This is a genomic window from Marinobacter sp. DUT-3 (genome assembly GCF_050379435.1).
Lineage (GTDB): Bacteria > Pseudomonadota > Gammaproteobacteria > Pseudomonadales > Oleiphilaceae > Marinobacter.
The window spans coordinates 44,139-63,317 of record NZ_JBNRMG010000017.1 but is presented as its reverse complement, the minus strand read 5'-3'; the positions used below and the strand labels follow the sequence as shown (position 1 = coordinate 63,317).

The 19,179-nt window shown below is 54.5% G+C and carries 17 protein-coding genes; 2 read left to right on the top strand and 15 right to left on the bottom strand.

What is annotated here, in order from left to right; genetic code table 11:
• Positions 1-14: 14 nt before the first annotated feature.
• The 8 genes from ACQUWM_RS18290 to ACQUWM_RS18255 form a co-directional block, all read right to left on the bottom strand.
• Positions 15-521, bottom strand: coding sequence for a hypothetical protein (locus ACQUWM_RS18290; RefSeq protein ID WP_407001283.1), 507 nt, complete (start codon positions 519-521; stop codon positions 15-17).
• 227 nt (positions 522-748) lie between these two features.
• Positions 749-1,831, bottom strand: coding sequence for a glycosyltransferase (locus ACQUWM_RS18285; RefSeq protein ID WP_428923046.1), 1,083 nt, complete (start codon positions 1,829-1,831; stop codon positions 749-751).
• A gap of 50 nt (positions 1,832-1,881) precedes the next feature.
• Complete coding sequence (locus ACQUWM_RS18280; protein ID WP_407001285.1) at positions 1,882-2,604, bottom strand: hypothetical protein; 723 nt, start codon at positions 2,602-2,604, stop codon at positions 1,882-1,884.
• Between the two features lie 9 nt (positions 2,605-2,613).
• Positions 2,614-3,891 carry a hypothetical protein gene (locus ACQUWM_RS18275; RefSeq protein ID WP_428923045.1) on the bottom strand — a complete coding sequence of 426 codons (1,278 nt, stop codon included), beginning with the start codon at positions 3,889-3,891 and terminating at the stop codon, positions 2,614-2,616.
• A 15-nt stretch (positions 3,892-3,906) separates the two neighbouring features.
• Positions 3,907-5,523, bottom strand: coding sequence for an aldolase catalytic domain-containing protein (locus ACQUWM_RS18270; RefSeq protein WP_428923044.1), 1,617 nt, complete (start codon positions 5,521-5,523; stop codon positions 3,907-3,909).
• 26 nt (positions 5,524-5,549) lie between these two features.
• Positions 5,550-6,236, bottom strand: coding sequence for a cytidylyltransferase domain-containing protein (locus ACQUWM_RS18265; RefSeq protein WP_407001288.1), 687 nt, complete (start codon positions 6,234-6,236; stop codon positions 5,550-5,552).
• A gap of 54 nt (positions 6,237-6,290) precedes the next feature.
• A complete protein-coding gene (locus ACQUWM_RS18260; RefSeq protein ID WP_428923043.1) occupies positions 6,291-7,625 on the bottom strand; it encodes an O-antigen ligase family protein in 1,335 nt (444 codons plus the stop codon).
• Positions 7,607-8,332 (bottom strand): 3-deoxy-D-manno-octulosonic acid kinase, encoded by a 726-nt coding sequence (locus ACQUWM_RS18255; protein WP_428923042.1) that lies wholly within the window; start codon positions 8,330-8,332, stop codon positions 7,607-7,609. The genes ACQUWM_RS18260 and ACQUWM_RS18255 overlap by 19 nt, the downstream gene beginning before the upstream one ends.
• 164 nt (positions 8,333-8,496) lie before the next feature.
• On the opposite strand from ACQUWM_RS18255, the gene ACQUWM_RS18250 reads away from it, so the two are divergent.
• On the top strand, positions 8,497-9,561 hold the full coding sequence (locus tag ACQUWM_RS18250) for a glycosyltransferase family 9 protein (RefSeq protein ID WP_428923055.1): 1,065 nt from the start codon (positions 8,497-8,499) through the stop codon (positions 9,559-9,561).
• 40 nt (positions 9,562-9,601) lie between these two features.
• Here ACQUWM_RS18250 and ACQUWM_RS18245 read toward each other — a convergent pair whose 3' ends face one another.
• The 3 genes from ACQUWM_RS18245 to glnE all read right to left on the bottom strand — a co-directional run bounded on the left by ACQUWM_RS18245 (position 9,602) and on the right by glnE (position 14,002).
• Positions 9,602-10,009 (bottom strand): DUF6165 family protein, encoded by a 408-nt coding sequence (locus tag ACQUWM_RS18245; protein ID WP_407001291.1) that lies wholly within the window; start codon positions 10,007-10,009, stop codon positions 9,602-9,604.
• Between the two features lie 86 nt (positions 10,010-10,095).
• Positions 10,096-11,022, bottom strand: a complete 927-nt coding sequence (locus tag ACQUWM_RS18240; RefSeq protein ID WP_407001292.1) for a branched-chain amino acid transaminase — start codon at positions 11,020-11,022, stop codon at positions 10,096-10,098.
• Between the two features lie 79 nt (positions 11,023-11,101).
• Positions 11,102-14,002, bottom strand: coding sequence for a bifunctional [glutamate--ammonia ligase]-adenylyl-L-tyrosine phosphorylase/[glutamate--ammonia-ligase] adenylyltransferase (glnE, locus tag ACQUWM_RS18235; RefSeq protein WP_428923041.1), 2,901 nt, complete (start codon positions 14,000-14,002; stop codon positions 11,102-11,104).
• A gap of 79 nt (positions 14,003-14,081) precedes the next feature.
• On the opposite strand from glnE, the gene ACQUWM_RS18230 reads away from it, so the two are divergent.
• Positions 14,082-15,236: a potassium channel family protein gene (locus ACQUWM_RS18230; RefSeq protein ID WP_428923040.1), complete on the top strand. Its 1,155-nt coding sequence runs from the start codon at positions 14,082-14,084 to the stop codon at positions 15,234-15,236.
• Here the strand turns inward: ACQUWM_RS18230 and ACQUWM_RS18225 are convergent.
• The 4 genes from ACQUWM_RS18225 to pip all read right to left on the bottom strand — a co-directional run bounded on the left by ACQUWM_RS18225 (position 15,233) and on the right by pip (position 19,174).
• Positions 15,233-16,093, bottom strand: a complete 861-nt coding sequence (locus ACQUWM_RS18225; RefSeq protein ID WP_428923039.1) for a CYTH domain-containing protein — start codon at positions 16,091-16,093, stop codon at positions 15,233-15,235. The two genes, ACQUWM_RS18230 and ACQUWM_RS18225, sit on opposite strands and share 4 nt — an antisense overlap.
• 100 nt (positions 16,094-16,193) lie before the next feature.
• Positions 16,194-17,168: a porin gene (locus ACQUWM_RS18220; protein WP_428923038.1), complete on the bottom strand. Its 975-nt coding sequence runs from the start codon at positions 17,166-17,168 to the stop codon at positions 16,194-16,196.
• Between the two features lie 505 nt (positions 17,169-17,673).
• The gene (gene dtd / locus ACQUWM_RS18215) at positions 17,674-18,129 is read right to left on the bottom strand and encodes a D-aminoacyl-tRNA deacylase (protein ID WP_428923054.1); all 456 of its coding nucleotides are present in this window, start codon (positions 18,127-18,129) and stop codon (positions 17,674-17,676) included.
• Positions 18,130-18,211: 82 nt separating this feature from the next.
• The gene (pip, locus tag ACQUWM_RS18210; protein ID WP_428923037.1) at positions 18,212-19,174 is read right to left on the bottom strand and encodes a prolyl aminopeptidase; all 963 of its coding nucleotides are present in this window, start codon (positions 19,172-19,174) and stop codon (positions 18,212-18,214) included.
• Positions 19,175-19,179 lie beyond the last annotated feature (5 nt).

The following is a 19,179-nucleotide window of genomic DNA, read 5'->3' as shown; positions in this document are numbered from 1 at the left end:
CTCCAATGATCACTTTAATCAATCTCGGCCCCACGCGGCGATGCCTGGGTACGTGTCGACTCTGTGCGAAAGTCGCGAAGACTCTCCAAGGCAGACACGTGTACAACTCCAAGCTGAGCCGGAAAAGGCTTGTCCATCATTAGCGCCATGGCAAAGCGGTGGCAGCCCGCGCCGGAAAATATCGGCTCACCACCGGGCCCGAGATGCACCAGAACGCCCCCAACCTCACGAAAGTTGGTGGGGTCCAGATCCCTGCGTGATGGAAGACTGCCCCGGGATCTGACATCGGCCCAGATGGCATCAAGCGCGTCAAAACGCTTGGCAACATCTTCAGGAGTACGGCACTTATCTGTCACTCCAGTCGGCGAAACCGCAATTTTTCCAAGCATGAACCCGATTGCGCCAGACTCTTCCCAATTCTTCCCATCACGCCAGTGAGACCAGCAATAGGTCAGCTTGGGATGCCGATCAAATGACTGCTCCAGCGAACTCGGCCATTCAGTCACAACTCGACCAGACATCTGCCGGACCCGGGAACCAAAGTGGGCCGTCAAATCCGCGGCCTCAATGTATCGCTGACATTGTGAGGGCTTCACCCAGATCCGTTCCGCGTAACGCGGCGCTTCAGTGCCAAACCGCAGCCTGTTCCAAGTGTCTATCCAAAACGCCCGAAGCCGATACTTAGTAGCCAAAGATTACCCTTAATACGAAAAATGAACTGATGCCTTTTTAGTGTCCCGCATGATAATCAACACGGTTCAGACTCAAAAAAGAGCCTGTTTGTTTCGCGAATCATTCGGTGGAGCCCGAACTCCTGATGAATCCAATCCCGAAGTTCCTCCGGAGAGTAGACATGCTCCCCGTCAACGATTGCCCGAATCCCCCGAGCCAAGGCCTCTACATCATTTACATCTGCCAGAACACCGTATTTACCGTGTGCCAGCAATTCCTCGCTTCCTGGCACAAGGGTTGAAACCACGGGCTTACCGTGACTCATTGCCTCGTTCAGAACATTCGCCATACCCTCGTTCCTTGAACACAGCAGGAAAAGATCAATTCCTTTGAAGAAAGCGTGCATGTTTTTCCGGTAACCAAGGAAATGGATTCTCGCAGCTTCCTGCCTATTATTGATGGCCGACTTGATCTCGTCTTCAAATTCTCCCTCTCCCGCGTGAACGACATGCACATTGTCCGGAAGCCTGGAAAGGATATCCGGCAAAAGGTCGAATCCCTTTTGCGGACTGAAGCGTCCAGCACAACCGACAATGACGGTGTCGGATGGAAGGTTGAGGAGCTCTCTGAAATTCATTGGTGTTTCTTCCGGAGGAGGAAGATCAAAGCCGTTGCAAACCTTGAAAACATTGCGGTCGTCGAAAAAGCGGGGATACTTCAACATTTCATTCTTGAGAGAGTCGCTGTTAACCATCAAAACAGCTTTCATCAGCCGGAAGATCGCAAAATACTTGATAGGGCTCTTCACTCTTCGCGAGATCCCTAGGTAGAGCACAACGCGATCAACACCTGCAAGGCTCGAAGCCAATGTCACCAGCCACCAATCCTTTTTCAGGGCAGCGAAAACAACATCAGGCCTGATTTTCCTGAGAATCTTCACATAATTTGCGACAACGAAAAGATTGAGATCCCCACCTCGTGATTTAACTTCAATGACTGTGACATTCTCCAGATCAGCAAAGCGATCTGCGAAATACCCCTGAAGCAGGACCACATATACCTTTACACCGGCCTCCCCCAGAAACCGGGCCCTGAGATGTACATTTTTTTCAATGCCACCCCAGACACGGGAAGGACAGAAAAGAACCGCTTTTTTCATACTTCAGTTATCCTTGAATCCTAACAAGACAGTTTGCGCCTGCGGTTCTCTCAGCGTGTCGCTTTCCTTCGTTCCCGTATCCGCCGTTTCAGGCTCCGCAAACTGAAACTGGCTGCTTCCAGGCCGGAGGCCAATCGAAGCCAGAAAGACGAGATCTCTTCGCGGGAGAGGAAGCCGCGAGCCTCGGGACAGCTTCTCAGGAAACGATCTATTTCCCTCGCTTTCTGTAACCGGGGTAGGAATCGCGGCTTCTTCAACCGAAAATCAATAAAGGTGACCGATTCTTCCACAATCAGGAAGTTAGCCAGTTGCGCATCACTTCGAAGATATCCACGTTCGTGCAGCGCCCGGAGTGTTGCGAGAATTTTGCTCGCATCTTGCGGACCAGCCGGCCGCCCCTCGACGAATCGATAACAGACGAAAGAATCGACAACGACACCTTTGTGCCGGTACTCGCATGCCAGGACCGGATCCGGTGCGCCAAATCCCATACCAGACAACTGCTCTATGTGCCGGAAAGTTCGCAACGCGTCACTCTCCCGAAAGCGCGTCAGGAAACGCTCCCAGCGCCGGCCATTTCGTGCCCGGGGAACCTTCAGCAACAATGACTCGTCAAGAAAACGTACCCGTGCACTCAGCGTTCGCCAATTGTCGCGGAAAACTTTTTCCCGAGGTAATTCACCCTCAAAAACTCCATCAACGAGCCTGCGGCTCGCCAGTTCGTCCAGGTTCGAAACTACACGACACTGACGGTAATCGAATGAACAAGACATCGTTAGCCCTTAAATGAGTGCTTGCTCCCTGGCTCCATGTGCTTGCTGGAGTTCATCAAGGTAACGTTGGAGCCCCATGCCCATCACTTCGTTGAAGCGATCGTCGCCTGAAAGATAACCCACCTCCCAGAGTCGCTGCATGACTTGGTACTGCAGTATGGGATCATGGGTTTTGATGAAGGAGCGAGTATAATCGACGGGCTTGGCACCGGCCGGGGTATACCCTGCAAACCGGCCTGAGGACAACATCAAGTCCGTATTGAACACACGGATGCCTGCAGGACGAAAGCGGAGCATATCTATAATCGCATTGGGCCCCGCATTAAAATGGGTATCCGCCAGCAGCCACTGAAAAGATGCAAGCTGCCTAACCCCGGGATAATCTGCGGGAAACAGAGCACGTCCCTTTCGATTGTGGCATACCGCCCAGCGAATAGAGGAGAAAACCGCGTCATAATCAGACTGCGCCAGTTGTTGAGCCTGGGTGTTGTTGTAATAACTGACGTCCAGACGCTCCCCCTGCGTTTCAGGATCACGCCCCTTATCGCCCCCTCTGTAGCCGAACTTCGCAACGACATCGTGGCTATCAATTTCAGCTCCCTGCGCTTTTTCACTCGGCACTGGTCCGACCAGAGCGATTCGCTTACCTTCGATGAAGCTTCCAAACTCTAGGTCAATCGCTGTTGCGAAACCAACGAAGCCATGAGTGTCTTGCTCCCAGTTGCCCTGCAATAGTTGAAGAAACCAACGGGCTTGCGAACGCCGCTGTTCATTACGTTCCATGTGCTCCAGGTTATTCAACAAAGATGCAGCAGCCCCGAAGTTGCCATTCTCAAGCTCTGCGTAAATCCCCAACGCCAGGTTCTCAACACTCACTGCATCGTCCCGCGTGGCGTCTGAGGCCATTCGAGCTAATCCATGGTCTCTGAGAATTCTGCCGGGCTGAAAAAAACCAACCCCGATACACAGCCGATAAAGGTCGAGCCAGCAGCTGGCAGGGAGCGTCTCGGGGTTTAGCTCATGAGCAAGTGCCTCGATCTTTATTACATCGCCAGCCTGGAGCTGCCTCTTCCGTACAGCACCATGGTTCACCAGTTCACGCCAAAACGGAATCAGACCCTCAGGAGCGCGAGCATAGCCAATGCGGCGGAGCGCACGGTCCAGCACGCGAACCTCTTTTTTCGAGTTCGCGTTAGCCTGCTGAGCCGTAACAAAGGCATCCTTCAGGGTATTGAAGCGCCACCATCGGTCGCGGCGTTTTTTGGCAAACAGGAAGTTTTCGATCATTTTAGACGGAAAATTTTAGCTCATTCCATAAATTGATTGAGACGTGAGTTCATACCTGGTGGGTGTTACCGATACAAGCTCTCTGGCTCCCGGAGTCCGTTGGTATAGGTCCAGCAATTCTTTCATTTCGCGATTTCGTGGGTCATCTGCACCGTAGCCATCAAAGCCGGCCATCAGAACCCTGGAAGCCTGTCCACTCGCGGCAATCGCCAGCGCATACGCCACGACGAGAGAAGTCGGTAAAGTGCACGACGCCTCCGAGAATTCAAACACGCCCGGCTCGACCGAAAGTCCGAAGTCCAATACATCCTTACCGTCCAACGCGAGCTTCACGTCTTCAGGCAGCATCGCCCAGGGCGTTATCAATGGCTGTGGAAGTAATGTGTGAGCATGGCAATCAGCCAGTAGCCGAACAGGATGGCATGCGACCCTGAGACTGATTAGCTCCGAGGATATTGCAGCCTGCGTATTGAGCGCTATGACCACCGGGTTATTTTCCCGAATGTAATTTTCCAGTGCCCACTTATGACGTCGGACCCCGGGACCAGTGCCAAGCAATAGCACCTCGGTGTTACGAAGCAGCGAGGCCGGATTCCAGCTGCCGCTTTGCACATCGCCATAAAAATGCTTGGCGGCATCAAGGGTATGAATACTGAATTTTTTCCCGCCCTCAACGCGCAGATGCTCTATGGCAGCGAGAATATCTTCTTCATCATAACGGGAGTCCCCCAGCATCTCTTGAATGTAGGTAGGGTGGATACCGTATTTTCCAGCAAGGTAGTAAAATGGGTTTGTCCCCCAACCGTACCGCTCCTGCATTGGACGGAAGTCGCTCCGCAAGATCCGCATTAAGGGCACAAGTGAAACCTGCTGCTGGCGCAATTGCGCTATCTCTATAGCCAATTCTTCTGTTTTGGCGTTCCCCGGGCCTCTCCCCATTCCGGTCACAGTAGAGTCAACCCAGGTCGCACCTTCCCCCAAAGCCGCCAGAGTATTCTGTAATGCCATACGAAGATTATCGTGGGTATGTATACCCAACTCGCCCCGCCAATGGCGGCGTAACCAGGAAATGATACGAGCTGTCTGCTCCGGGGCCATGCTTCCCATACTGTCCGCGAAATAAAGGACATCAATCGGGTATAACGATGCTTTCTTTGCAATCGTTTCAATTTCGCCCTGGGCTCTATCGGCAACCTGCATCAAATTAAATCCAACACGGTAGCCACGGCTCTTCAACCACCCACTCACCTCGACGGCTTCGTCGAACTCGTGAATATGACACGCAATACGTACCACACTGACTGGCGAATCATCCGCACAACAGGGAAATAGCTGTTGCAACCGATCCTCCAGCGAGCGTGCGCCAACCAGTTCAGAGGCGTTCACCATGACCCCGACTGACAGAGATTCTGGAATGTGTAAACTGGCAAGAAATTCGTCGGTGGTATAAGCGCAGGCGCCTTTGAACCCCTGGTTTTTCAATGTCCTCAATCCCATCTCGACGACATCGACTCCAGCAGCCGCCATGGCTTCAAGGTATCGGGAGATCAGATCCGTATCAAAATCCCAGTCGTTGTAATAACCACCATCACGTAAAGTGCAGTCCAGAAACGTTATTTTTTGCGTATTCATAGATTTAGTCATCTTGAAGCGCGGGATTAAATTTCGGATATCCCGGCAGAGAGCATTGCATCCGCCATCAGGAAATCTTCTTCCCAATCGATATCGAAGCCCTGAATTTTATCCAGAATATACTTGTATGGCCGATCACCTATTCGATCGCCTTTCACCTTATACACGTTTTCCGGGGCCAGAAAGACACCACTATTAATTTCGTACAAGGGTTCCAGCGTCTGGGTCCGTGGCCATTTCTCAACATTCCGATCATAATTAACCGGCCTGGACTCATCCCATATAAAGCCACGCAACTCGTTGACTGACATCAGAGAATCGTATCCACATTCAAGTTGCTTCAGGTATTTTTCAATAATTGCGTCATAAAGGCGTGTGGTCAAAAAGGGGGACGTGACATGAGTCCATAGAATATGCCCTTCTTCAATCTGCGAGCCGGCATATTCAATCAGCTCATCTGTGCTGGTGCTGCTGGAAGCCAGGGCATCATCTCTCAGACGGATGTCCAGTTTTGACGTCTCAAACTTTTCGGCATACTCAATAATCTCTTCATCATTAGTCGAGAGTATTATTCGATCAATAAGTTTGGTGGCCAGGAGTTGCTCGAGCTTTATTTGCAACAACCCGAAAGGCTTATCGGCAATCGGCCGAATGTTTTTTCTTGGCACCCTTTCGCTACCTTTTCGGCACGGCAAAAAACAGGTAACAGTCAAGTCGTCTCTCCCAAACTTTTATCCAAATTGGTCGTGGGCATGCAGCGTGCCGCTCTAGACAGTATCGACGGACTCAATCTGTCTTGCTTCTTCTCGCTTCAGTACAGCCCAGATGAATACAACCATGAACACGAACATCGTAACGCCTATGTTCCTCTCAAGCATGCTCTGGGTTAAATTCACGACCGCATGAAGAGTGACAAAAAAAGCCCCACCCAGCGCCAAAGCTTTAACCTCCGGGACATCCGAGTTGGTTTTTTTCAAGAAAAGTCCGAAGGTGACGACCATCAGCAAAAGGTAGGACGCAAGCCCTATCACCCCGTACCGAGCCATCACGTCAATATATTGATTGTGCAGGTGGCGAAAATTCTGTACGGCAGGATGTATCTGGCCCGAAACAATAAGGTCACTGATAACCGCCTCTGTCCCAGTGGGACCAGAGCCAATCAGAGGGTTTTCCTGAAACGCCTTTACGCCTGCCTTCCACATGTCCAGTCGCAGACCAACTGAAGTGCCGTTTCGGCCATCTTCGTAGTAATCAATGAACTCATTGACTGCAATCGTCATTCTACGCTCAACCAAATCAAACTGAGACGCCGCAACGAGCCCTGCTGCAATCATAATCGTCAGAAGGACGAGAATAACCTTTCGCTTGATGAGCGGCTGCCGGAAAACATACAGGCCAATAAGAGCAATAACTGGAAAGGCAATCCAACCACTCCGCGTTCCAGAGACAAGAGAGGCATATATTCCCCCAACAGAGCCCAGAATAAGAATCGCCAGCCAGAAACGCCGATGCGTTTGTTTTGCAGCCCAGACAAAGCCCGAGAACGCTATTAGCGCAAGGGCCATCGCCCCATTGCCATAATGAATGGGATTATCGAATGCAGTCACGCGACCAATACCATGAATTTCGGCCTGGTATATCCCATAAGCACCGGCCATCAGCGCACCAAGCGCCCCGAACAGGAAAAACCAACGGGCACTGATGGCGTACTTCAATACAAACAGCATCACAAGGGAGGCCGCGACATAACGAGTGGAAAGATCAAATTCCGACACATCCTCGCCATGCAGCGTCAAAGTTAGCGCCTGCATCAGAAAAAATAGCCAGAGAACGCCGATCAACGCCAAACTTTCTCTATCTACGCCATCAAGGAGCTTTTTCCATCGAAAGACCAGAAGGGCCAATAAAAGCACCAGTGACGGACCGAATGCGTAGGCATCGGGCACCAACACGTAGAAAAGCAGGTATGAGGCCAGGGCAAGAAATGCCAGCCAGGATAGAACTCTATCCCAGGCGCTACTGGATCCGACCCAATCTGGATTTGTGATGGTGTTCTGGGTCAACGTGGTACCATTTAGGTTGTTCAAGGATTCATATCGCATTTACGTGATGTATTTCCATAAGCTCTTGCGCCTTGATAGCTGGCCAAAAGCACATGCCAGAGTACGTCCTTTCTACAGGACTCGAGCTGGCCGCAACGCTTCTCCACAGACCGACGCAACCGCTTCAAATTATGATCTTTCCAACTCGCTGAACCAACTTTCTCACGATGCAACCTGCATCGGTCAAAGTCGATTAGGAATACCCGGTCACCGGCGACGAGGATGTTGTCACAATTAAGATCTACATGATCCAGCCCCTCATGGTGAAACCTGGCAATGGTCTGCCCGACCCTGCGCCAGAGAGCCTCACTGTTAACCGCCGGATGCTCCGGCAAAGGCTTCGCCCCCTCGATTCTTTCGATGAGAATTGCCGCTTCATAAGAGAAAGCACCGTGCCGGGCCACCAGCGCCGCGACCGGTTTTGGTACGGGCAACCCTTTATCGCGCAGCTCGCTCAACAACCGGAATTCCGCGAACGAACGGGTTCGTTCATATCCCGTGAACAGATATCGGCGTTCCGAGAAGCGGGCGACCAGCCCGCCGCGCCGGTAATGCCTCAGAACGAGCGGCCCTTTGGGAGAATCAACAAACCATGCGCTGCCACGGCCACCGGCAGATACCGGCACCGCTCTCTCGCTCCAGAACGCTGGAGAAAACCACCGCTCATCGACGTCTTCGCAGCCGGGCGCGCAGAGCACTGACACCATAACCGTGGATACCGAGTATAGCCCTGCCAAGGCTCACAAGACGTTGGCCGGGGAGTACGTTAGAATGGCGCACAGTTTACCAACGACACCCTTCCGGCACTACAACAGCCGGTTAAAGAATCGCAACGGACCGTAACTTGGACAGTCAGACCCACCATCAGCCCATCAATTCCATCTGCATCCTGCGCCTCTCAGCTATCGGCGATGTTACCCACGTAGTCCCGGTTATTCTGAGCCTGCAGGAACAGTGCCCCGGCGTGCAAATCACCTGGGTGATCGGCAAGATCGAAGCCAAGCTGATTGGCGACCTCCCGGGCGTGGAGTTTGTAGTTTTTGACAAGAAAGCCGGCCGCAAAGGCTATGCTGAGCTTCGCCAGAAGCTTCGGGATCGACATTTCGACGCTCTTCTGCACATGCAGGTGGCATTTCGGGCCAACCTGGCGGCTGCCATGATTCCGGCGAAAGTGAAGGTTGGCTATGACAAGGCGCGCAGCAAAGACCTTCACAGCCTGTTTATTAACAAGCGCATTGCGCCAGCCCCGAAGCAACACGTGCGGGACTGCCTGGCCAGCTTTCTGGAACCGCTGGGACTGAAAGCCGCGCCGCCCCGGTGGACCATTCCCCTGACCGGGGAGGATCATGAGTTTGCCCGGGAGCAGCTGGCCAACGATCGCCTGAACCTGGTGATCAGCCCCTGCGCCAGTCACATCCTGAGAAACTGGCCGGCTGAGCGTTACGCGCAGCTTGCGGATCACGCCATCCGTGTACACGGTATGAAGGTGACCCTGGTGGGCAGCCCGGCACCGTTTGAGGCGGAATACTGCGCCGCCATTGAGGGCGCAATGAAGGAAAAAGCCCACAACATCTGTGGCAAGGACACTCTCAAGCAACTGACCGCCCTGCTCACTCACGCCGACCTTGCGGTTGCCCCGGACACTGGCCCGGCTCATATTGCGAGCGCAGTTGGCACCGATGTGTTGGGCATTTTTGCCGCCAGCAATCCTTATCGCTCGGGCCCGTACAATTCGCTGGAATGGTGTGTTAACCGCTATCCAGAGGCGCTGATGCAGTTTACGGGTAAAACCGTGGATGAAGCACGCTGGGGCGCGAAAGCCGAGTTCGAGGGTGCCATGGAGCTTGTGACGGTGGAGGATGCCACTGCCATGCTGGATAAGTGGGTTGAGACTCAACGGGTAGCGGAAACGAAAACGGCGTCGGATCTGGGGTGATCTGACGCCGTTTTTGTAGGTCGCCCGCCCAGTCAGGCAATTACTTACGGGCGGTGTAGTCCTGGTAGGACTTCTCTTCCACGAAGCGGGAGCCCAGCGCCAGGTTCACTTCTTTCTTGATGGCGGCGCGCTTGTCGTTGGTGACATAGACCGCGCGGGCCAGTTCAATGAACTTCGGGCCGAAGTCCTGGGCCGCTTCCTGGTCGCGGATATCATCTTCGATGACCCACAGCTCCTCGTTCACGGCCTTCAGCTGCTTGCGCAGGTCGGCAATCTCAGCCGCCTTGTCTTTCACCGCTTCGTCCCAGGTGGCGCTCAGCTCATTCAGTTCCAGACGGACGTTTTTGACTTTTGCCTCGTCCTTGATGCGCTCTGATTTGATTTCGAGAATGGTGATTTTGTCCAGCACCTCGCCAAACGATACCGGTACCTTGATTACGTCTGCCATTTGCTCGTCCTGCAGGTCAATATGATTGGAAAACAACAAAGCCGCCGGGCTGAAGCAGTCAACGGCGGCTTGCAAACGCTCCGGGATCAGCCTTTTACGTGGGTCAGCCAGCCACTGTGCCCGGGCGACTTACCCTTAACCGCATCGAAATACATCGCCTGCAGCTTCTCGGTAACCGGACCGCGCTTGCCAGCGCCGATCACGCGGCCATCCAGCTCGCGGATGGGCAGCACTTCGGCGGCGGTGCCGGTGAAGAAGGCTTCGTCGGCAATGTAAACCTCATCGCGGGTAATGCGGCGCTCTTTCACCGGAATATTCAGCTCGTTCGCGAATTCCAGAATCGTGGCGCGGGTGATACCTTCCAGGCAGGAAGTCAGCTCCGGGGTATGCAATACGCCGTCACGCATGATGAAGATGTTCTCACCAGACCCTTCTGCCACATAGCCTTCGTTGTCCAGCAACAGCGCTTCCTCGCAACCGCTTGCGATGGCTTCATTCAGCGCCAGCATGGAATTGATGTAGTTGCCGTTAGCTTTTGCCTTACACATGGTGATGTTCACGTGATGGCGGGTATAGGAGGAGGTACGCACCTTGATGCCCAGCTCCTTGGCTTCCGGAGACATGTAGGATGGCCAGCTCCAGGCCGCCACCATGACATGGACCTTGAGGTTATCGGCACGCAGCCCCATACCCTCGGACCCCAGGAACACCATCGGGCGCAGGTAGGCTTCATCCAGGTTATTCTCGCGAACGGCCGCGCACTGGGCCTCGTTCAACTGCTCCTTGGTGTACGGCATGGTCATATTCAGGATATGAGCAGAACGGAACAGTCGATCAGTGTGCTCCTTCAGACGGAAAATCGCCGGGCCGTTGGCGGTGTTATACGCACGCACCCCTTCAAAGCACCCCAGACCATAATGCAGGGTGTGGGTCAGCACGTGGGTTTTGGCCTCCCGCCAGGGAACCATTTCACCATCCAGCCAGATCAGGCCATCGCGATCAGCCATCGACATTGTTTCTGCTCCATAACAAGCGGTTTTCGGGAAACCGGCATTCTAGCAGGAAAATTCCGCGGAACCGAAGCGTAGTAGACTAATCTATCATCACTGCCTGCCACATGCCCCTTATATAGGCGCGCTCGTCGGGAAACGCATCGCCCTCGACCTGGCTGTTCAGGTTCTGTAACGCCCTGCGGTGAATGGTTGAACGCAGGGTAATGTAGGTTTCACGAAGCTTGGCGATGTCTTCCTCATCCATTACTCCAGCTCGACCGAGCTCCTCAAGCTGCCTGATATTATCAGACCACTGGGTCAGCTCGGGGTGATCGGAACTGTAGGCCAGCATCAGGTACTGGACCATGAACTCGATATCAATGATACCGCCGTGATCATGCTTGATGTGAAAAACGTCCTCCCGCTTACCCTCTGGCGTTCCAAGGCTGGTGCGCATTTTCTCACGCATATCCACCACGTCAGCGCGCAGTTTCGCGCGATCCCTTTGCTGGCACAGAATATCGTGGCGAAGGGTCTCGAAGTCTCCCAGCGTGTCCGGGCAACCCGCCACGCCACGGGCCCTGGCCAGAGCCTGATGCTCCCAGGTCCAGGCATCGTTGCGCTGATACTTTTCAAAGGCCGGCAACGTACTGACCAGAAGTCCGGAATTACCGGATGGGCGAAGCCGCATATCCACTTCGTACAACTGGCCGGAAGGAGTCTGGGTGCTGAGGATATGGACAATACGCTGCCCCAGCCTGGTATAGAAAATGGCGTTATCAATCGGTCGGTCACCATCACTGGCCTGCTCCGGATCAGCATTGTGAACAAATACCAGGTCCAGATCCGAGGTATAGCCAAGCTCAACACCACCAAGCTTGCCATAGCCAATGATGGCGAAATCCGTGTCACAGGCAGAACCATCGGCCCGGAGGGGATAGCCATGACGGCTGACAAGGTTGGCGAACGCCACATCAACAACATGATCCAGCACCACCTCGGCAATCCAGGTCAGGTAGTCGCTCACCTTCATCAGCGGCAGCGTACCCTTCAGTTCTGACGCTGCTACTCGCAAGCTATGCGCTTTCTTGAAATGCCGCAGGGACTCCATCTGCTCTTCCAGATCCTCGAAGGGAATCCGCAACATCTGCTGGCGCAGGTCGTCCTGCAGCTCTTCCTTGGCCGGCGGATGGTACAGGCTCTCGGCATTCAGCAACTCATCAAGCAGGAGCGGCGTCTCCGCCAGCTGCCGCGCAATCCACGGGCTCTCGCTGCAAAGCTTGACCAGTTGCGTTCTCGCCCCCGGGTTTTCCAGCAGCAGGACCATGTAAGCGGTACGCCGCAGAATCGCTTCAACCAGTTGCAGCACCCGGGCCAGAGTCTGCGATGGCGCATCCACCTGAGTCAGGGCTTCCAGCAATACCGGCATGAACTGATTCAGGCGTTTCCGCCCCTGGGTCTGCATGACCTCTATCGTACGACTGTCCCGAAGGTTACACAGCAGGCCGTAACTGTCCTCCGGATCCTCAAAACCGTGCTGTTCCAGCCATTGCCTGGCGGCGTCCTCATCCATTTCAGCCAACCAGAGCTCGTGCCAGCCTTCTTCCAGGGCTGCGGATTCATGCTCCTCTTCCTCGGTGGCAATAATGTCCGCAAAGTGTCTGGCCACTCGCTCCCGGTGCGCCTCAAGCTCCTGCAGGCAGGCGTCCCAGCCATCAAACCCCATGATCAGTGCAATTCGCGCCTGCGTCAGCTCATCATCCGGCAACAGCTGGGTTTGCTTGTCTTCAACCCCCTGCAACGCGTGCTCCAGGTTGCGCAGAAACACGTAGGCTTCGCGCAATTCCTTCACCACCTGAGACGGCAGTAGCTCAAGCGCCTCAAGCTCCTTGAGGATGATCAGTAATTCACGCTGCTGGAGCTCCCGGTCACGCCCGCCGCGAATGAGCTGAAATGCCTGCACCACAAACTCGATTTCACGTATGCCACCACTGCCCAGCTTGATGTTGTTCTCAAGACCTTTTCGGCGCACCTCGCGACCAATCATCGCTTTCATGCTCCGCAAGGACTCGAAGGCACTGAAATCCACATATTTTCGGTAAACAAAGGGTCTCAGGGCTTCCATCAGAACCTGACCGGCGCGCTCATCGCCTGCCACAACCCGGGCCTTGACCATCGCGTAGCGCTCCCAGTCACGCCCCTGATCCTGATAATAGGTCTCCAGGGCAGCGAAACTCAGCGCCAACGCACCACTCTGGCCATAGGGTCGCAGGCGCATGTCTACGCGAAAAACGAAGCCGTCCGCCGTGATCTGGTCCAGCGCCTGGATCAGGCGCTGCCCCAGGCGGATGAAAAACTGCTGGTTATCCATGGAACGTGGGCCGCCCCGGGTTTCCCCCTTCCCGGGAAAGGCAAAAATCAGATCGATATCGGACGAGACATTCAGCTCCCGGCCACCCAGCTTGCCCATGCCTAACACCACCATAGACTGAGGGACGTCTTCCCCAGTCACCGGATCAGCGCCCCAGGGTGTGCCCGACTGTTCGCAGGTATCTTCATACAGCCAGTCCAGCGCTCCCTGGATACCGGTTTCCGCAAACTCGCTGGTCGCAGCCATGGTTTCGTGGAGATCCGCCCAACGCATCAGGTCACGCCAGATAATGCGGAACTGGCACTCCCGGCGGAACCGGCGCAGCGCCACGTGCAGGGAATGCTCATCCGATACATCCCCGAGATACTCCTGCCAGCGCTGCTGCAAATAGTCCCGGGTGGTTGGCTCGCGAAGCGGGCGGGACCGGACCAGTGCCTCAATCTGCTCCGGGTGCCGCTCCAGGGTCTGTTTCAGAAACACGCTGCGCGCCATGGCGTTCGCAACATCATCTTCTGAAAGGCCTGCCGACGCTGTCATCCAGGAGCGATGCTCATCCCCGGTCACCGATGACCAACCCGCTGCGACATCGTCAGCAAGCACCTTCGGAAGTGCACTCCATGGCTCGGACATAACGCAAACCCCTGTATCTCTGTTATATTTCCCTTACTGTATAACGAACCGTCAGCCGACTGAACCATCCAGGCCCTTAATGCTCAGAAACCGCCGTCCGCTTAACCCGGAACATCAATTCGCGCACTTACCGATGTCCGGTATCATCCGCTCACGCATCAAACGTCTGTTTTCCATTCTGGGCGGCCTCCTGGTGTTTCAGGTCATGGTTATCTGGGCGGTGGAGGACCTCACCCTCTTCGAGTCCATCTGGCTGACGATGACCACCCTGGTCACCGTGGGTTACGGGGATTTATCCCCGGAAACTGCTGCTGGCCGGATCAGCACCATTATCGTCATGTTCATCAGCGCCATCACTATTATGACGCTGATTGTCAGTGATTTTATCGAGTACCGGTTTTATCGCCGGGAACGCATCGTAACCGGACGCTGGGTATACAAAATGAAAGACCACATTGTGATCATCAACACTCCCAGAAATGGCGGCGAGCAGTACTTTGCGCGGTTCGCTTCACAGATGCGCGCGGTTCCAGGATACGAAACCGTGCCCATCATCATTTTGACACGCCAGTTTCCAAGCGGCCTTCCGCCGGAACTGGCGGACGTTGGCCTGGTACACTTCCATGGTTCGGGCAGTGATCCGGAGGCGCTGAAGGCAACCCATGCTGGAAGCGCGCGACACATCGTGGTGTTGGCCGCTGACGAAGCGGACCCGGCATCCGACAGCCTGACCTTTGATATTGCGCATCGCCTGACCGAATCCAACCTCGGCAATCGAACAACCATCGAATGTGTCAGCGACCAGAACCGCCAGCGGTTCAAATCGGTGGGCGTCAGAACCATTATCCGACCGGTACGGACCTACCCGGAAATAATGGTGCGGGCGATAGTAGCCCCGGGTTCCGAGAAAGTCCTGGAGGACATGTTCAACTACCAGAACGATCACCCGCATCGCTATGACCTGAAACTTGATGACCTGAACTGGGCCGATATTGTCAGTGCATTGGTGCGCCACGGCATCGGAACCGCGCTGGCCTACATCGACAATGACGGCGAGGTAAGCTGCCATCCGCCAACAGACAAGGAAATAGAAGGGAAAGGACTGATTGTACTGGTAAAGTCACACGATACGCCGACCACCCAAGTGGTAGGGGAAGCTCTGGAGCGTTATCGTGCATTTCTTCAAAAATGGCATGACAGCGAAGCGGAAGAGAAAAAGACAGCCGCCGATTAACCGGCGGCGATACTGAGTTGTAGCTGCCCGAGCGCCACTCGCTCGGCCAGGTTTGCAACAGACTCCCCGGACAGCAGGCTGGCATGCACATCGCGGAACTGCTGCTGTGCGCCCCGGCTGCTCGCCGCGCGCTCCACCGCGACAAGGTCCCCCTCATCAACGGGTAAGGTCTCGCCTTTTAACCAGGCCACGCTGAGGCTGTGCAGAAACCCGGGCACAGACAGCTCAGACCCTTCGTCCGCCGGCAATATCGAGGGATTGTGCAGTCCAGCCAGGTAATAGCCCTGCTCCGCCTTACTCACCAGATTCAAGAACACAGGCACACTCTCCGCAAGCGACCGGGCCCAACGGACCAGATGGGATGAGTCACCGGATTTCAGTTCGAATTCCACTTCGTGCAAAGGGCGCTTATGCCCACCGGCCGCTATATAACCGGCGTCAATAGCTACCTCGATGACGGCCCCCCCTTCTTCGATCATCACCACCTGACGGTCAAAATTGGTTTCAAAAACCGGTTTCAGGTCTGCCAGGTTAACGTTTTGCCCCACCGGCGTATCCGCCACCAGACCAATGTTCAGCTCTGTCCCCATGAGCGGCCATTCCCACTCCTGACGCCGGTGGGCGCCGTCCACAAACTCGCCCTGGGTCTTGAGGGTCTGAATGAACTGATCACCCGCCTGCCGAATCCGCAAGGCAATGCGTTGCCGGTTCAGGTCGGCTTGCGGCGTGTCAAAATACCGGTTCACCAGTTTTTTTCGCTGACCCTCAGACGTGCCGCTCTGTGCAAGCAACCATTTCAGGGCCTTTTCCTGATTCCCGGCTGACAGGCTCAGTTTGATTTCCAACTCCTCGGCCATGGTACTTCTCCGTCAGATGTATTTTTGCAGCATACATAAAAAAACCGGCGACCCGAAGGTCACCGGTTTTTTGTAACTACTTGATTAGCTGGTTAGCTGATCAGAAGTAGTAAGTAGCACCAACAGCAGCGATGGAACGCTCGTCGGAAACAGCGGCGTTGCCGAGCTCATCTTCATACTCGTATACGTCGTCACCACCACCCAGGTAGCCTTCAACATAAACGTACATGTTGTCAGACACGTTGTGCAGGGCCTGAAGAGTCACGGTGTCGCGCTTGGTGTCATTTGCGTCGTCAGCTTCGCCATACTCATAAGCCAGTGCGAACTGGTTGGCGCCAATGGTGTAAACACCCATTACGCCGAACAAGTCACCAGCGTCATCACGGGTATGGAATTCACCAGTCAGACGCAGTGCGTCCAGGTTGTAGCTGGCGCGCAGGCCGTAAGTGTTCTCGCCGTTGCCGTCGCCGTTGTCGTTGGAATCTACTGCAACTGCCAGCTCCAGGGCATCAACGCCGTAAACAGCAGCCAGCTGGTACGGGTAGGACTTGCCATTATCGGAGGAATCACCGTTAACCTGAACGGCGGCGCCGAGGGTCAAGCCACCAAACGAGGGAGACTGGTACTGAACCAGGTCACCTTCACCAGTGGTGTAATCAACAACAATGTTAAGGGAAGCTACTTCGAAGAACTCGGAGATTTCAGTGACGGCGGTTTCGTAAGTGGAGTCGTCCTTACCAACCCAGACTTTACCGAAGTTGTCGCCGCTAACACCAACGTAGGCTTCGTCGATCTCGTAGATGCCCTGATCTTCGCCGTCGTTCTCGTCAGCATCAAAGTGCAGCTCGGCCTTGAAGAAGCCGGTCAGGCCCGGTGCAATTTCGTGGTCGTGCAGTACGCCCAGGGTAGAGCCGTTGTCGAACAGATCAACTTCGGAAGGACCGTTGTCAATGTTGTCGTGGGTGGCGGCCAGCTGGATGTTACCGTAAACGGTCGGCAGAGCCATGTCCTGTGCCAGCGCGGCGCCAGAGAAAGTTGCGGCTGCAACTGCAGATGCGATGAGCGTTTTTTTCATGTTGCGTCTTCCTTTATTGAGTTAACTCAGGTTTTAGCGACGGGTTTAAATCCCGTTCTTTAGACTTCCACCAGTCAGGCTGGTTAGAGCCTTATTTTGTGTTTTCACCATGTCAGTTTAATGACATGGCGATAACGTTTTTTGATTTCCCTACAGCCCGAAGCTCTTCAGGCCTTTGCAGCTCAATCACTTACAGCTATAAGTTAAAGCTCTGCATGATGAGCCTTTTTAATACAACAAACCCAGTTTTGCAAACTTTTAACGTTTAAATTTTCGCTACTCTTATCTTTGCCTGCCGGGGGATTACTCCAAAACGCTGTTGATCTTAGTCCCTTCATGTACTTCAAATCCGAGGCCAGAATTCAACAAATCCTTTAGATTCATGCAGCTAAATCGATAACGAGTGAATATCCGGCGCTTCCGACATACCCAAACACCTGTTGTTCGCACCATTTAGGGCCGCACATTACGATCGCGCGCAATTATAGTGCGACACGGTATTTTTTCAGGAACTGTTTCCCACCCGGAGCATAAAAGTCACAGGGCCATCATTAACCAGGGATACTTTCATATCCGCCCCAAACTGGCCCTTTTCAACATGACCACGTTTCAGGGCATCGCTTGCTGCGGCCACAAAATCAAGGAACAGGTTTTCCGCCAATTCCGGCGCAGCGGCCGATGAGAAACCCGGCCGGGTACCGGAAGCGGTATCCGCCGCCAACGTGAATTGGGGAACAACAAGAAGAGAACCACCTGTGTCCTGCAGGCTGCGATTCATCCGTCCCTGGTCGTCGGGGAAAACACGATAGCTCAGAACCTTTCTCACCAGGCTCTGAACCTCTCTGATTCCGTCACCACGCTCAACACCCAAGAGAAGCAACAGGCCTTCCTGGATTTCAGCAACTAACTGATTATCAACCGTAACACTTGCACTTGATACGCGCTGGATAAGCCCCTTCATCAAACTCCCTGTGGAAGGACCATTAAGAATTGGCAAGAGTGTATCCATGGCACCCGGTGGCCGCAACCCCTACCGGGCGGACTTAGTCTAAAGTCCCAGTCACTTTCGCAGCCACCTCGTCCACCCCACGCATCAGCGCGTCAACGATGGCCGGCTCTGATGCAGAGTGGCCAGCATCCCGGATAATTCTCAGGTCGGCTTGGGGCCAGGCTCTGGCCAGTGCCAGCGCGTTATCCAGCGGGCACACCATATCGTAGCGACCATGGACGATCACGCCGGGAATGTCCGCCAATCTGGGTGCATCGCGCACGATCTGGTCCGCTTCCAGAAAAGCGTCATGCATAAAATAGTGACACTCGATCCTGGACAGCGCGATGGCGACGTGGGGATGGCCGAAATGCTCAACAACCCTGGGATTGGGATGAAGAGTCGCACACCGACCTTCCCAGACCGACCAGGCCTTGGCTGCCTGAATTTGTTCCAATTCGTTACTGCTTGTAAGCCGCTGGTAATAAGCCCTTACCAGGTCACCTCGCTCTTCTTCCGGAATCGGGCTCAGAAAATCCTCCCAGTAATCCGGAAAGACACGACTCGCCCCCTCCTGATAGAACCAGTGAATATCCCGGGGACGACACAGGAAGATTCCCCGCAACACCAATCCCAATACACGCTCAGGGAAGTTCTGGGCATAAACAAGGCTGAGCGTGGATCCCCAGCTACCCCCGAACAGCAGCCACCGGTCAATCCCCAGGAACGTACGAACGGTTTCCATATCCTCCACCAGCTTGTCGGTGCTGTTCCCTTCAAGCTCCGCCAGCGGCGTTGAACGTCCCGCGCCACGCTGATCCATCAAAATGATGCGATAGCGTTCAGCATCGAAAAAACGACGATGATAATCCTCACACCCGCCACCCGGACCACCATGGACCACCAGCACCGGCATTCCATTCGGGTTCCCGCTTTCCTCCACATGCAATTCATGAGGCGGATCAACGGCGATACGATGCTGGGCATTCGGTTTGATTTCTGGGTAAAGGGTGAGCATGGGGC